Source organism: Ralstonia sp. OTU4908 (assembly GCF_038440115.1).
GTDB classification, from domain to species: Bacteria; Pseudomonadota; Gammaproteobacteria; order Burkholderiales; family Burkholderiaceae; genus Ralstonia; species Ralstonia pickettii.
This window is the reverse complement of the sequence record NZ_JASATD010000014.1, coordinates 84,314-98,157: the sequence shown is the minus strand read 5'-3', so window position 1 is coordinate 98,157 and position 13,844 is coordinate 84,314. Positions and strand designations below refer to the sequence as shown.

Annotated in this window: 14 protein-coding genes; 3 read left to right on the top strand and 11 right to left on the bottom strand. The window is 61.4% G+C overall.

Annotated features, from left to right (window positions below):
* Positions 1-15: 15 nt before the first annotated feature.
* The 11 genes from AAHM38_RS14445 to AAHM38_RS14395 are packed head-to-tail and all read right to left on the bottom strand — an operon-like array spanning position 16 to position 10,596.
* Entirely contained in the window at positions 16-576 is a 561-nt protein-coding gene (locus tag AAHM38_RS14445) for a DUF4400 domain-containing protein (protein ID WP_225694716.1), read from the bottom strand.
* A 56-nt stretch (positions 577-632) separates the two neighbouring features.
* Complete coding sequence (locus AAHM38_RS14440) at positions 633-881, bottom strand: hypothetical protein (RefSeq protein WP_012435616.1); 249 nt, start codon at positions 879-881, stop codon at positions 633-635.
* Entirely contained in the window at positions 853-1,359 is a 507-nt protein-coding gene (locus tag AAHM38_RS14435; protein WP_012435617.1) for a hypothetical protein, read from the bottom strand. The genes AAHM38_RS14440 and AAHM38_RS14435 overlap by 29 nt, the downstream gene beginning before the upstream one ends.
* 7 nt (positions 1,360-1,366) lie before the next feature.
* Entirely contained in the window at positions 1,367-3,223 is a 1,857-nt protein-coding gene (gene traD, locus AAHM38_RS14430; RefSeq protein WP_012435618.1) for a conjugative transfer system coupling protein TraD, read from the bottom strand.
* On the bottom strand, positions 3,220-4,482 hold the full coding sequence (locus tag AAHM38_RS14425) for a TraI domain-containing protein (RefSeq protein ID WP_012435619.1): 1,263 nt from the start codon (positions 4,480-4,482) through the stop codon (positions 3,220-3,222). Before AAHM38_RS14425 ends, traD begins: the two co-directional genes overlap by 4 nt.
* Before the next feature lie 4 nt (positions 4,483-4,486).
* A complete protein-coding gene (locus AAHM38_RS14420; protein WP_012435620.1) occupies positions 4,487-5,557 on the bottom strand; it encodes a type IV secretion system protein in 1,071 nt (356 codons plus the stop codon).
* A gap of 11 nt (positions 5,558-5,568) precedes the next feature.
* Positions 5,569-6,360: a conjugal transfer protein TrbJ gene (locus tag AAHM38_RS14415; RefSeq protein ID WP_012435621.1), complete on the bottom strand. Its 792-nt coding sequence runs from the start codon at positions 6,358-6,360 to the stop codon at positions 5,569-5,571.
* A 56-nt stretch (positions 6,361-6,416) separates the two neighbouring features.
* The gene (locus tag AAHM38_RS14410) at positions 6,417-8,864 is read right to left on the bottom strand and encodes a VirB4 family type IV secretion system protein (protein ID WP_012435622.1); all 2,448 of its coding nucleotides are present in this window, start codon (positions 8,862-8,864) and stop codon (positions 6,417-6,419) included.
* Entirely contained in the window at positions 8,858-9,187 is a 330-nt protein-coding gene (locus AAHM38_RS14405) for a VirB3 family type IV secretion system protein (RefSeq protein ID WP_012435623.1), read from the bottom strand. The genes AAHM38_RS14410 and AAHM38_RS14405 overlap by 7 nt, the downstream gene beginning before the upstream one ends.
* A 2-nt stretch (positions 9,188-9,189) precedes the next feature.
* The gene (locus tag AAHM38_RS14400) at positions 9,190-9,534 is read right to left on the bottom strand and encodes a hypothetical protein (RefSeq protein ID WP_012435624.1); all 345 of its coding nucleotides are present in this window, start codon (positions 9,532-9,534) and stop codon (positions 9,190-9,192) included.
* A gap of 12 nt (positions 9,535-9,546) precedes the next feature.
* Positions 9,547-10,596 carry a CpaF family protein gene (locus tag AAHM38_RS14395; RefSeq protein WP_012435625.1) on the bottom strand — a complete coding sequence of 350 codons (1,050 nt, stop codon included), beginning with the start codon at positions 10,594-10,596 and terminating at the stop codon, positions 9,547-9,549.
* Positions 10,597-11,017: 421 nt separating this feature from the next.
* Between AAHM38_RS14395 and AAHM38_RS14390 the strand changes: the two genes are divergently transcribed.
* Genes AAHM38_RS14390 through AAHM38_RS14380 form a run of 3 tightly spaced genes read left to right on the top strand, consistent with a single transcriptional unit; the run spans position 11,018 to position 13,831 of the window.
* Positions 11,018-11,731, top strand: coding sequence for a type IV secretion system protein (locus AAHM38_RS14390; protein WP_012435626.1), 714 nt, complete (start codon positions 11,018-11,020; stop codon positions 11,729-11,731).
* A complete protein-coding gene (locus AAHM38_RS14385; RefSeq protein WP_012435627.1) occupies positions 11,728-12,609 on the top strand; it encodes a TrbG/VirB9 family P-type conjugative transfer protein in 882 nt (293 codons plus the stop codon). Before AAHM38_RS14390 ends, AAHM38_RS14385 begins: the two co-directional genes overlap by 4 nt.
* A 10-nt stretch (positions 12,610-12,619) precedes the next feature.
* The gene (locus tag AAHM38_RS14380) at positions 12,620-13,831 is read left to right on the top strand and encodes a TrbI/VirB10 family protein (protein ID WP_012435628.1); all 1,212 of its coding nucleotides are present in this window, start codon (positions 12,620-12,622) and stop codon (positions 13,829-13,831) included.
* The last annotated feature ends 13 nt before the right edge of the window (positions 13,832-13,844 follow it).

Genomic DNA, 13,844 nt, shown 5'->3' with positions numbered 1-13,844 from the left:
CGGAATGAAACGCGGCTATCGGCCTACGTGAAACGATGCAGCCATCCGCCAGCCGAGCACGCCCAACACCAGCGCGCCGACTGACCACCACATCGTGTTCAAGGAAAATGGAAACAGGAGGGCGGACGTGCCCAATCCCAGGGTGATGACCGTGGCGTGTGCCGCCACGTGAAAAGCAACGGGGCTTGCGAACCCGGCAGCAGCTGCTTTGATTCGGCGCGAGACGGCACCGTCGTTCATCATGGCCATGCCGAAGACGAAGGCACCGAATGCCCACGAGAGAGCGACGTTCGCGCGGAAGATGCCTCGGTAGATGGACATCCAGAAGTGCCGCAGCCAAGCGTTGCTCATGTCCGTCGCGCCAGCGTCGGAGATATCGGTGCTGTTCGGCAGCGTGGACGTCCACGCCTTCATGGCGCCAGACTCGACGAACCAGTGCCGAAACTGCGTGTTGGTCCGATCCGCAGCCCGCGTCGCCGCGGTGTCTCCCAGGTTCAGTTCAACCGACGCCAGTTCGGCGTCGGAAATCTCGAATGTGGTATCGCCTTCGAGGAAGGGACAGCCGACCGCGAGCATGATCGGGGCAACAAGCGTCCACAGGCGAAGGTGCGAGGCGAAGCGACTGTCAGCCATCAGAGCACCACGCGCAGGATCAGCAACGCCGGCGTCACGATGACGGAAGCCAACCCAAACCAGAACAGCGCCGGTCGGCGAAGTGCGACGCTCTGCAGCGCGAAGCACAGTGCTTCGCGGCCGCGGGCGTACTCGGGCGGAATCTCGGCCAGTTCCTGCAGGTAGCCTCGGGCGGCGAGTTCGATACGGCCGACCGTATCGAGATCGAGCCGGGACACCTTAGCGATGAGCGAATTCTTCAGCGACATCGTATTCCTCGAAATAGCGGCAGAAGACGTGCCCACTGAGCACCCGCGCAGCCATTTGCATGGCAGCGCTGCGCGGCGTCACGTCGTCAGGGCAGGGCTCATCGACCATGCGGCACTGGTAGCCGGCGCTTTGGCGTGCCTCGAAGTCCGGGATGGGTTCCTGCAGTGGTGCCCAGACGTGGTACTTCTCGCCCTTGAACGCGGCGTAGCGCATGGAAAAGATCTCGTGCGAGCGGGTGAAGAGGCCGCGCACGAAAGCAATATTCGCGTCGCCCTCCTTGCGCGCCTGGCGGTAAGCCGACAACGCATCCATCAGCATCTCGGCCACGAGGGGTTCTTCGCGCACGCGAAAATTGACGCCGAGAAAATCGACGACGCGCTTGCAGGAGTCATCCAGCTCCGGGAAGGCGATGAAGACGGGCGCGAGCTTCGACGAAAGCTTGTACTGGTTCACGACTTGTCGAAACAGACTGGGCATGCTGCAGTTATCCTTGGATGATGGGAATGCGACCTTGGTAGACCGAGCCACCGGAGATGCGCATGAAGTACTGGAGGTTCGGCAGTTCGGTGATGAGGCGTGGCGGAATCAGCGGCGCCTTCTCCAACTGCGTCGAGCGAGATACGGAGCCGCTGAATTCCCCGACGTGCGACTCGGAACCTGTGCTTGCGCTGCTCGACACCACGATGTTGCGAATGGCTGTCTCGCCCACCTTGTCGGAGAACCATTGCGCGGTGTCGGTATCCTCAAGGCGCAGGATGATCTGGTTGTTCAGGTTGCCGAGCACCTGCAGCATCTTTGCAGCACTGCCAAGCTTGGCTTCCAGGTCGGAGCGGCTTTGGAACGCCACGAACGACCGGAAGCCGGCGCCACGGCCTTTGTTGAGAATCTGGATCACCTGCTCGTTGATGGCTTCGGCCACCTCATCGACCAGCAAGACGATGTCGGGTGGCGTCTCGTAGAAGTTGTAGATGGCGCCCGCGACAGAAGCCACGTCGGCCAGCAGCATGGAAGCGATCGCCTTGGCGACGATGCTGTTGGACATCGAATCCAGGCCAACGTACAGGACGGCCTTCTGCTTGATCACGCGCTCGATATCCCAGATCTCACGGTCATCCGTGAAATCGTCGGCCTTCGGCGCGAGCATGAGACCGGTTTCGCCGGTAGCCAGCATCTGCAGCAGCGGCAGCGCCGAGGCGATGATCCGCATGTAGTGCTCGCGATCGTGCACGAAGGTGGCCACCAGGCCGTCGATCGTCTCGTGGCCGAGGCCCTTCTTTGCGAAGTTGTCGACGTAGAGCTGAACCATCCCCTGCAGAGGATCCACCCCGCCCTTCTGGGCGATGCGCTGCAGAAAGCCTCTGGCCTCGTCTTCCCAGTCGAGCATGCCCGCTTCCGGAAAGAATCGGCGCAGGCATCGATCGAGCAGACCATTGATGCCGGACTGTGCGTAATTCAGGATCGAGCGGAGGTTCGGCTTGTCGCCGACGTACAGCTCACCCTTGACTGCGCGGTCGATGAAGAGGAAGGCAAAGTCGCGGAAAGGGCCTTCTTCCATCAGTTGGGAGACGCGGCTGGCGATTTCCGACGGCTGCGACCAATTCTCAACCGGATTCATCCGAATCGATTCGGACGGCGCAGCCTGCTTCCAGTACAGGAACTTGCGACCGGCACGCTTGCATTCACGCTCGACGCGCTTCTTGAAGTCCTTGTCGTTCTTCGGGTCGACAATAATGAGGACGTCTTTGTTGGGGCTGTGAATGACCTGTGTCGCAATCAGCTCGTAGGTCTTGGTTTTCCCGGCACCCGTGGTGCCGCTCACGGCCGTGTGACCGCCGAGCGCCTTATAGTGCAGGGGCACTTCGATCTTGTTGGGTTCCATCCCGTGGATCCAGGACTTGCCCTGCGGGGCCGTGTCGGGGACGCTGTTGGGCGGCGCAAACGCGGTCTCGATTCGCTTGGCGACTTTCGGCGGGAGCCACTTCGGAAGACCCGGAATTTCGGTGGACGGCATGCGCAAGATGTCGTGCGCGATCTGGCAATGGCGCTGCGTCCATTCGAAGCCGTTACCGAAGTACATCGCGTCAAGGTCGGCTCGCATGCGGGCACTCGTGCGCAGCAGCACGTCGATCTGAATGAGGGTGAGCCAACGCGTCGAAATCGACATGCGAAAGGCCAGCGCCTTGCGCACCTGGTAGGCGCGCGCCACGAGGAACAGAGCACAAATGACCGCGAACGCCCATGCGTGGGGCATGCCGGACAGGGGGAGCAAGATCAAACCGATCAGCCAACCGACGGCCGCGCGGGCCTCGAAGATCGGGCGAAAGTGGCTCACGTAGTTCATTGCTGCGGACGGGCGAGGATCAGCGAGCCAATGCGCTCGACCAGCACGATGTCAGCGCCCTGCGAGCTGGCGAGGAGGTTGAGCTTGCGCAGGTTGTCCACCAGCGTTTCGCTGGCGATGCCGTAGCTGCCGAGAATCCGCTTTTGCAGCACCAGCCCCTTTTCGGCCCAGTGCACGGCCACCTTGCCCGACTCGACGTCCTGCACGAGTGCGCGGAAGAACTCGCGCATGAGCGTGCTCGCAGAACTCAGGATTTCGGCAAACGGGTCTTCCTGTTTGACCGTTGGCTCTTTGGGCACCTGCATCGAGTCCAAGTCGAACAGTGAGCTTTGGGTGTTGGGCTTCTCCGATGTCGGCGCTGGCGTCTCAGGCGAAGCTGAAGCGGTTGACGTCGGCGTGGCCTTGGCCTGCTCGAACAGCGCCGAGACGCTATCCGCTGCCGACGGCTCGCTCTTTGCCGCCTTGGCTTTGGGCTGCGATGGACGTTTCTCGGCCGCCGGGGCCGGTTGAGCGTGAGCGGCAAATCCGTCCTCCAACGTCTTCGCGGGAGGAATCGGCGTGGTATCGGGGGCAAAGCGCGCGCGCCGTGCTTTGTCCTCGGTGTCGCAGGTCACCGCCACGGCTTGACGCAGGACCTTGTGCAGCAGCGACTCGGTACCGGCCGGGCGGCTCTCCGGATTGATCGCACCGAAGAGGTCGGTTTGCACCATGCTCTCGAGCAGCTCCAGCCGAGTGTTGCCGAGGATGGAACGTGCGAGCAGGGCGGTACGCATCCGCTCGATGGGCAATGGCGCCTCTCGGCGTTGCACACGGTATTCGCCACCTTCCAGCCAAGCCGAGAAGGCGCCATGCGCGGCAGGGCTCCACTCGGCCTGGTCTCTCAGTCGGTAGAACTGGAAATGGCGGAACGGTTCGTCCAGCCAGGTGCAGCACGCCGCGAGGAACACGGCATACAGGTATTGTGGTTCGAGCTTGCGCCGACGCTCCGAGGGCTGGTCGGCGCCGAACTTCTGTCCCCCGGATAGCCGCAGGGCGTAGTAGACGGTCTCGACCGTGGCGCGAAACGCGCCACCGGGTTCCGGATGCTGTTCGGGGCGCAGCGGCATCGACGAATACCAGTCGGCGCAGGTTTCGAGCACGGACAACCACTTGCGCTCGAAATCCGCGCTCGACGACTCGTTCGCGTACTGCCGAACGAGGTCCAGCCGCGAACCGAGCGTGGCGGTCAATGCAGCGATGGGCATTGGCGTGTGGTTCATATCGTCAGCCCGCCATGCGCTTGCCAAGGCCCCACGCCGCCTTGATGCCGCCCTTTACGGCCCCGCCGCTGATGCCGGCACCATTGCCAAACAGCTTGCCTGCAATGCTCGGAATCTCGAACGAAATGAACAGCAGGAAGATGCTCAGCACGAGCGCATAACAGGCGCCCGCCATCGTGTCGGTACCGATCGAGTTCACGTCACCGAGTGAAGATGCGAACGACGCGGTCACCAGCTTCGACATGATTGCCGCGACCACTGCATACAGAGAGCCGGACACCATGTAGTCAAACCAGGCGAGGAAGTATTTGCGCGTGAATTCGGAAAAACCCAGGGCGACCGCGAGCTGGCCGACGACGATGCCGATGGCCACCTGAATTTGACCGAGCGAGATGTAGAAGTTGTAGATCACCGATGTCGCCACCGTCACGGCGAAGGCAAGCAGCAGGGGGATCAGGGCCAGGGCCACCCCAATCTTCTGGTACCAGGTCGCGGCATTCAGGGCATTGCCGTAGGAGTCCCACAAATTGCCGGCCGTCGTGGCCAACGTCGCACCGGGCGAAAGGTCGCCGCCGGCGATGGACGTGGCCATGGTGTTGAAGTACTGGTAGATGCCTGGCGCGAACCGCTCGTATCCCACATAGATCGCGGCGAATATCCCGAGCGTCGCCATCTCTTCCAGGAAGTTCGTCCACGCGGTGACGGGGTGGTGAGCGCCAGCGAAGCGCATTGCCGCCAGGACAATGGTGATGATGCCCAGCGCCGCCGCGAACTTGGCGGCTTCTGGGGTAATCGTGTGACTGATACCGACCGCGGCATTGATGACCTGCGCCGTCGAATCGGTGAACTTCTTGAGCGCGCTAGAGATGGCTTCCCCGACCGCGCCTTTCGGCCCGGCGAGGTTGGGACCGGATTGGTTATCCGCGCCTGACCCCGCAGAGCCGGTGGGAGACGGCGTCGAGGGTGTCGTGACAGGGAAGGTCGCGTCTGCCTGCGCCGTTGCACCTGTCGACAACGCCGCGAGGCAGACCAGCAACGCTATGCGCATCAGGCCCATCAGTCGAGGAAAGCTCATCTGTGCCACTCTCACTGGGCGGTGCTGCTGCGCGTGTACACGGACTGGCGCAGCTTCTGGAGCTGAGCGTCCTGGCTGGAGATCACGCTCTGCATGGCCGCCGTTTTTTCTTCCGTGTCGGCGTTCTCCTTCCGGTCTTTCACGGCGTCAGCCTGCACCTTGGTGCCAATCAGCTTGATGAGGTCGGCGTTCTGGCTGGAGAGCAGGTCCAGGTATTGATTGGTGGTCTGGGCGGTGGCCTGCGCCGTCGGGCTCAGCGTCATCTGTGACTGCAGGTCCTGACGACGTTGGGCCAGATGCGCGATGTTCTTGGCGACGTCGGTGCCGGCATCGAACAAGGCTTGCGCCGTCTTATTCCCAGAGGTCAGGAGCGTGCGTTGGTCCTCGAACCATTGCGCGGGCGACTTGCCGGACACCACCACCAGGCCGTTCACCTTGTCCAAGAAGCTCGCATCGCTGGAGACTGCCCCGTAAAGCTGCTGGAGCACTTGGCCGTAGTCCGAGTAGCGCTTCACGTCCGCCAGGATCGAGTCGATCTGCGCTTGGTTCTTGATGTCATCAAGGCCCACAGCCTGCTGGAGCTGGTTCAGCATCATCTTGTACTGGTAGATGATGTTGGTGTTCTCGTACACCTCGGTCTTCAACGCTTGCGCCGCGCTGATGGTGTTCTTGAGGAAGTTAGCGGCATCGAACACCGGCCAGCCGGAGGCATGGGCGGGGCTCGACAGCACGACGGCGGATGCGGCCACGACGAATGTGCCGCGCATCTTTCGCAAAGTTGCAGAGAATGTGGTCTTGAGCATGGGTGGCTCCTTCGATTGAGAGATGGCGCAACGCAGCGCCGTGGTACGACTTCGGCTTAGGCGGCCAGAAGTTCACGCACGTAGCGGTCCTCCCAGCCATCGCCCTGCATGTAGTGCTTGTCGAAAACCGCTTGCGCCTTGCCGTCGGAGCGCAGCCGGGCAACCATCTCAGGCTTGAAGTCCGTCTGGAGCATGCGCGACGTGGTCCGGGTGACCCACAGGTAGTCGCGGTTCGGCACGGCGTCGTTGATCATTTGCACCTGGTCGACGGTCAGGCCGAACGTGTCGCAGTACAGGTTCTTGCTGGTATTGGCGAGGCTGTTGGGCAGGTAGATGAAGTTCGCGATGGTTTCCTTCAGCACCTCGAAGTCGGTAATCCGCGCGATCTGGCGCAGCGACTGTGTTGCCATCCACACGGCACCGTTGAGCTTGCGGATGGTGGTCAGCCACGTTTCCAAGCGCCTGTAGAAGCGTTCGTACTTGAAGAAGAAGCCCGCCTCTTCAATCTCGATCAGCGTGAATCGCTGACCATCCATGCTCTTGCTGATCCGGAAGAAGGCGTAGTCTAGGAATAGAACCGCCGCGCGCTCGTAGTTGATGAGCAGCTCACCCATCTCGATGGTCAGGTCATCGCTGATTTGGAACGCGTCGTCGACGTTGTCGAAGAAGTCACCGTACTGACCACCCTTCATCCAGAGCTGCAGCCGCTCGCGCAGATCGGCGTGGATCAGTGTGGCGAAGAAGGACAGGGTCCATTGCTCGCGGCTATAGCCGGCCAGAATCTGAACCGCGTCGAAGATGTCCGTCTTCTGTGTGGGGGTGAGCCTGAATCCGTCTTCGTCCTCGATGGCCAAGATCAGCCATTCCGTCACGTAGGCGTGGTTCTCCGCCTCGCCGAGCAGGGACAGCGGGTTGCAGCGTGTGGCGGTCGCAAACTTACCGGTGACATCGATGAATTGACCACCACCGAGTTGCGTGGTGATGCGTGTCGACCGGTCCTTATCAAACCGGATGCGCCGGGGGTTATGGCGCCCCGACTGTGACATGAGGAAATTCAGGAATACCGACTTACCGGCACCGATCGGGCCGATCACGAAGAGGTGGCCATTGCCCCCGGGCTCGTGCATGTCGACGCGCTGGGCAGTCAGGTGGCGTGTCGGCAAGCAGGTGAGTGGTGGCATCTCCTTGCCGGCCTTGTCCGAGAGCCAGTCGTTGCGGGTCGGCCCCGGATTGATCGTACAAATCGGGGCGACGTCCGACACGGCCGGTGTTTCGACAAATTGCAGGCGCCGCTGGTTGTCCCAACGACCGGGCAGCGTGCAGTTCCAGGCGGGCATCAGGTTCGTACCTTCACGAATCGTGCCGAACCCCGCGTTACTGATGGCGCCAACGACCAGACTGACCGCGTCCGAGCATTCCTCTTCGGTGTTGCCGTAGACGATGACGGAGATGTTGGCGAAGCCATGCTGCTGACCATCCGCGGTCAGCCGGCGAAGTGCCTGACCCGCCTCGTCGGCGAGCTGTTCCCGGCCCTCATCGTTCTCCTGTTCTTCCTTGGCAGCGAACTGCTTCAGAATCTTCCACAGGTTGAAGCTCGCCATCTTGTAGAAGCTGCGGATCTTCTCGATGTAGACGTTGGCCTTGGAGTTGTCCAAGAAGCGGTAGAGGACGCAGACGTCCAGCTCAACATCGAGCTTCGTCAGGACGTCCAGCGCCGCTTCTTGGAAGCCGAGCCATTCCTTGACGGCGACCACGGCCGCGTAGCGCATTCCATGCGCCGACTCAAAGAGCAGTTGCTCGGCACCCGGCGTCACGATCGACTCGGTGAGGTGGGTGTCCAGCAGCGTCATCGGGAAGCGAATCCTGCGTGGCGGCACCGATGGGTTCGCCGCTTGATGCAGAAGTGCCATGGACTCCTGCAGCATCTGCCGTTTGAGCCCGATCTTGGTGTTGCCGCCAACAAACGCATCGAGCATGCCTTCGAAGCGCTTGGCATCGGCCTGCGTCTTGGCAAGATCGAATGCGAACGCGTTGCGCGCGAGGAACGTGTCCTTTAGCGACTCGAATAACGCCGCGACCAGCCCCTTGCCGCCCACCGTGACGTGGTAGCTGATCTTTTCGAAGATCTTGTCCAGGCCGGATGCGGGCGTGTAGCTGAGCGCGAGCGAGTGCGTGTTCTGGTAGAACTTGCCCGATGACATGTTGGCCCGATTGAGCTCGTCGATCTTGGCGTCATGAGCACTGGCGAACTCGCCGGCGATGTAGTCGTGTGCGCGGCGGTGCTTGATGCGCCACCACGCAGTGATGCGACCGTCCAGGCTGCGGCAGGCCTGATCGAGCTGATCCCGAGCGGATGTGATCTCACTCTTGTTGGGGTGGTCCGCGTCAACGCCCCCCAGCCCGTAGGTGGCCAGCAAACTGCCATCCTTGCCGAGCACCAGCGAGGGCGTGATAAAGGTGAGCCAGGGAGCGATTTCCTGGATGGGCCGTTTTTTCTTCAGCATGGCAGATCACTGTCGAACCCGTAGGGCCGGCGAAAGCGCGCGCCGAGCTTGCCGTGCCAGGGGCCTGGCTCGTACAAGTCGCCATAGCGGTCATAGACCATCAGGATTTGGTTCCACCACGGGTCCTTGTTGGTCAGCCAACGCAGCGCCATGTGAACCACCATGCCGAGCGCGAGGAATCCACAGATAAACTGCCAACCCGCCCGGTAGGTGATGTAGACCAGCACTGCGGTGAGCGTGCCGTTGGCAATGGCGAAGCCACGCACGACACCACCGATCATGCGAGGCAGTGACAGCGAGCGACTAACCTTGTGCTGGCGCATGGTTAGACGAACGTGCAGTACGTGGCGGAGATGCCGAACTTCTGCAGCAGCGGGATACAAGCCGCTGCAATGCCGATACCGATACCAATCGTCGAGACGAATTTGACGATGGTGGATTCGGACTGCGCGATGGCGATTGCACCGATCACGATCACAATCACGCCGCCCGCGAGCAGGTAGCCGCTCTTGACGAAGTTCGCGATCATGCAAACGAAACCGGACAGAGAGGCCAATTCGTCGGCGCGGGCCTCCGCCCCATAGAGCAGGGTGGTGATGGCAACGGCTTGTGCCACCGTGCCGCGCCAGGTGGTTGCGCGTTTGAGCAGGCGCTGGACTGCTTGGATCATGATGAAACCCCCTTAGAAAACACGTTTGATGACGTAGTCGTTGTTTGCGTAGCCCTGGATCTCCAGAATCTCGGAGACGTGCCGCATCTCGCCCGTGCGCCGCATGTGCACGACGTAGTGGAAGCAGTCGGCGATGAGCTTGCGCATGTCGCTCAGATCCCATCGCGAGCCGAGCGGGATGCCGAGCATGGCGAGGCTCTCCAGGCGGGAGAGCGCAGTGCGGCCGTTGTTGGCGTGCAGGGAGCCCATCCCGCCGTCGTGGCCGGTATTGAGGGCTTGAATGAAGTCGAAGGCCTCGCCGCCACGCACCTCGCCAACCAGCACACGGTCGGGACGAAAACGCAGGCTCAGCGCGACCAATTGCTGGGTCGTGACCTTCTTGTCGGGATTCGAAAGAAGACGAACGCAGTTCGGGACGCTTAGCTTCAGTTCCTGGGTGTCCTCGATGGAGATGATTCGCTCTTCGTGTGGAATCTCGCCAACGAGCGCGTTGAGAAAGGTGGTTTTGCCGGACGATGTGCCACCGGCGACGAGCACGTTCTTGCGCTGCCGCACCATGGTCGACAGCGCGTGCGCGAGCCCGTCGTCGGAGACGTCGGGCGGGAAGATGATCTGATCGTCGTCAGGGTTGCGCGCGACGGAAGAAGAGAACGCGCCCATCGCCGTGTAGTCGGAGAGCGTCAGGTTCTTTTCACGGTGACGGCGAATGCTGAGGGCGTGCCCGTCGATTGCGGTCGGGCGCATGACTGCGGCGATCCGCAGCCCCTTATGGCCGGCGTTGATGATCCCTTGATCGGTGCCTTTGACCGCCGATTTCTCAACCGACGAAGCCAGCGCGCGGATTGCGCCTTCAAGCTTCTTGGGCTCCAGCATGAGATCGAGACGCTCCAATCGGCCCTTGCGTTCAACCCACACGCTGTTGTGGTGATTGATCATGACTTCGGCCACGGTCGCCTCTTCAAGCACCGGTTGAATCGGCTTGAGCGATTCAAAGAACATCTTCACGGCGCTTTCTTCGAGCGGCGTGAGCTGATTGGAATAGGGGTCATGATTCGCGGTCATGGCGCTATTCTTTTGGAAAACGGATCAGGCCCTCGCGGCGAAAGCGGGGTCATTTTTTTCAGCTTTCGCGGAATGAATGCATTGGCGACGATGCAAGGCTCGAAGAGCTGGGGTGCTCAACTGCGCTAAGACCGTCTTGCTTGTCGCGCAGGACGTAGAACGACAATCCGGGGCGGATACCCGCGATGGACCAAAGTGCGGAAAGCCTCTATGCGGATGGGCGCTTTCCGGGGATTTATCCCGAACGCGGTAAACCAACGCGCGCTTTTTGGCACCCAAACTTCACTCCGTGAACGCGCTAGTCAGGTGGCTCACCGACTGACATGACATCGGTGAAAAGCTCGCAAATATCGCGGGGCTTTTGAATCAAGCGTCCGCATTCATTCCTGATTCAATTGTCGGCATCTAATTGGGTGCCGGAATGGGTCTTTTCAAAAGCAAGAAATCCGAACAAGCGAAGGTGCTTTCACCGCATCCCGGCATGTATGCGGAGAAAAGCATTGCCCAGGCCGTCTTCGATCAAACGACCGCGGTCAAGGTCGACCGCAACCATTGGAAGATCGCCTTCTTGATTGCGAGCTTGACGGCCCTGGTTGCCGTGGCGACGCGCGAGCCGGCACCTTCCGTGGTGAAGTCCTATGGCGTCAGCTCCGACGCCAACGGCCAGCCCCTGGTCAGAGTGCTGCAGCCCTACGAGCCGAAAGGACGTGACCTGACGGTCGGGTTCAAGGACCTCATCACGCGCTGGTTCACGATCGAACCGATGCTGACGCCGGTGGTCGAGGATGCGCGGATGTACAAGAGCATCAAGTCCGCGAAGGAGCAGATGGTTGGGACTGCACGCAAGCAGTTCGATCAATGGTTTGACGAGGACGCACCGTTCCGGGCCGTGACGTCCAGCCCGACGCTCACCCGCGAACCCGAAATCAAGAACATCGCGCCGCTGCCTGACAACACCGTCGCCGTCGAATTCATCGCGACGACGAACGAAGAAGGCCAGAAGCCCAAGCGCATGCGGTACGCGATCACGTTCCGCTACGAAATCAAGCCTCCCCAAAGTGATGCGGAGGCGCTGGGTCCGAATCCGTTCGGGATCTACCCAGTCTTCTTCACCCTCCAGAAGACCCCGGCATGACCATGTCCCTATTGCGCACAACTTCCTCGGCGCTCGCATGCGCTTGTCTCGCGCTGGCTGTTGTCGGAGGCGCGTGGGCTGCTGCCGAGCGCCCCGCGAAGCGCGCCGAACCTGTTATCCCCCCGCTGAACTTGGGATCAATGGCGGATGCCATGAACCCCATGAATCCGTTCAACGGTGGAGCGGAACCGCTGGCTATGCCGGGCGATTCCCGCCTCGTCGTCTTTACGTACAGCAAGGATCAGATTTATCGCGTCCTGACCGCGCCACTGAAGGGAACCACCATTGAGTTCCCGGACGATGAGCAGATCGTGTCGGAGCCGGCGTGGGGTGACAGCGTGCGCTGGGAATCGTCAACGGACAACGGCAATCATCTCTATCTCAAGCCGCACGCTGCCGGTCTGGTCAACACCCTGTCGGTGACCACAAACAAGCGCTCCTACGAGTTCACGCTGGTGTCGTCCCCCCTGGGCGGGATCTTCTACCAGAAGGTTCGCTTCCGCATCCCTGAGACCGTGATGGCCAAGATCAAGGCGCGGGCAGATGGCGAGGCACGCGAGCAGGGAGAGCGTCCGGCGAACACCGTCGGCGTTTCGCCGGACAAGCTCAACTTCGACTATTCGACGTCGGGAAGCGCGGACTTCAAGCCCGACGCTGTCTTTGATGACGGCAAGCTCATCTGGATGCGCATGCCCGCGACTGCCAGCGAGTGGCCCGTCGCGCTGGTGAAGGACGGAAGTGATTTCGTCGTAGCGAACTTCATTCGCCGAGGCGACTACCTCGTGCTGCAGCGCCTGGCAGAGACCGTGGCGCTTCGGTCGGGTAGCACGGAGGTGATCGTGCGCCGCGGCCGCGGTCGCTTCTTGGGTCTCTTCTAAAGGATCGGCCGTGGCTAAGCAGGTTGAGGACGTGACCGACGCTCGCGAGCGAGTCTCCAAGGGGAAGATCCCCAAAGGGATTATCTACGTCGCAGCAGGCATTGCTGCGGTGCTGATCGGCACGCTTGCCTTCTACTACCAGAGCAAAACCGACGCCGAAGTGAAAGAGGCGTCGGAGGAGCAGCGCGCGGAGAAGATGAAATCGCGGGCGACGGCGGGTGAGGCGTCGCAGAACCTCGGCCAGCAGATCCGTGCCCAGCAGCAGGCCGCCAAGGATGAGGCGTCCCGCCAAGAGGCCTCTGCGGTAAGAGCCGACTCCGGTCAGCGCGCACCGGTCATGTCGGCGAAAGACTTCACGACGGGCCGTCAGGGCACCGAGGTGATGGGGAAGAAGAATGAAGAGGACAGCATCTTTACTGCGCCGCTCTACAAGGCAGGCATGAACAAGGTGCGTGACAACGCACGCCCGAAAGTCGACCTTCAAGGTACGCTGGACCCTGCGTCCATGCGGGCGATGCAGCAGGCTGCCGCAGCGGCTGCCAACGCAACCGGCGCACCGCCTGCTGATGCTGCGCCCGTCAACAGCGATCAACAGTTTCTGAAACAGACAGCAGCAACGAAGTACGAGCGCACAGGTATTGCGGGCCGTTTGCCGAGTTGCACCGTATCCCAGGGCTTTGTGATTCCAGCGACGTTTGTCGGCGGCAACAACTCGGATAAGCCGGGCGAGTTTCGCGCGATGGTGTCGCAGAACGTATGGGACACGGTGGATGGCACCTGCCTCGCGATTCCGGCAGGTTCGATGCTGGTTGGGACTTACAGCAGCGACATCAGCATCGGGCAGGAGCGCCTTCTCGTGGCGTTCACCCGTCTGCAGCTCCCCAATAAGAAGTGGGTTCCTCTCGGCTCGATGCAGGGTGCCGACACCAATGGCTATTCCGGTGTGAGCGGGGACGTCAACAACCATTTCTTCAAGATCTTCTATGGCGCGGTTGTCATCGCCGTGCTGGAGCAACGCTTCAACAATCAGCAGACGGCGACGACCTCCAATTCGAACGGCCTGACTACTTACGGCAACGCGGCGGGCCAGGTCGCCACACAGACGGCGCAGACCATCCTGAACCGCAACCAGAACATTCGGCCGACCATCACCACGGAACCTGCCCAGAAGCTGTTGGTACAGGTCAAGCAAGACATCGTCCTGGAGCCGTACCGTGAATAGGGCGATTGGGCTT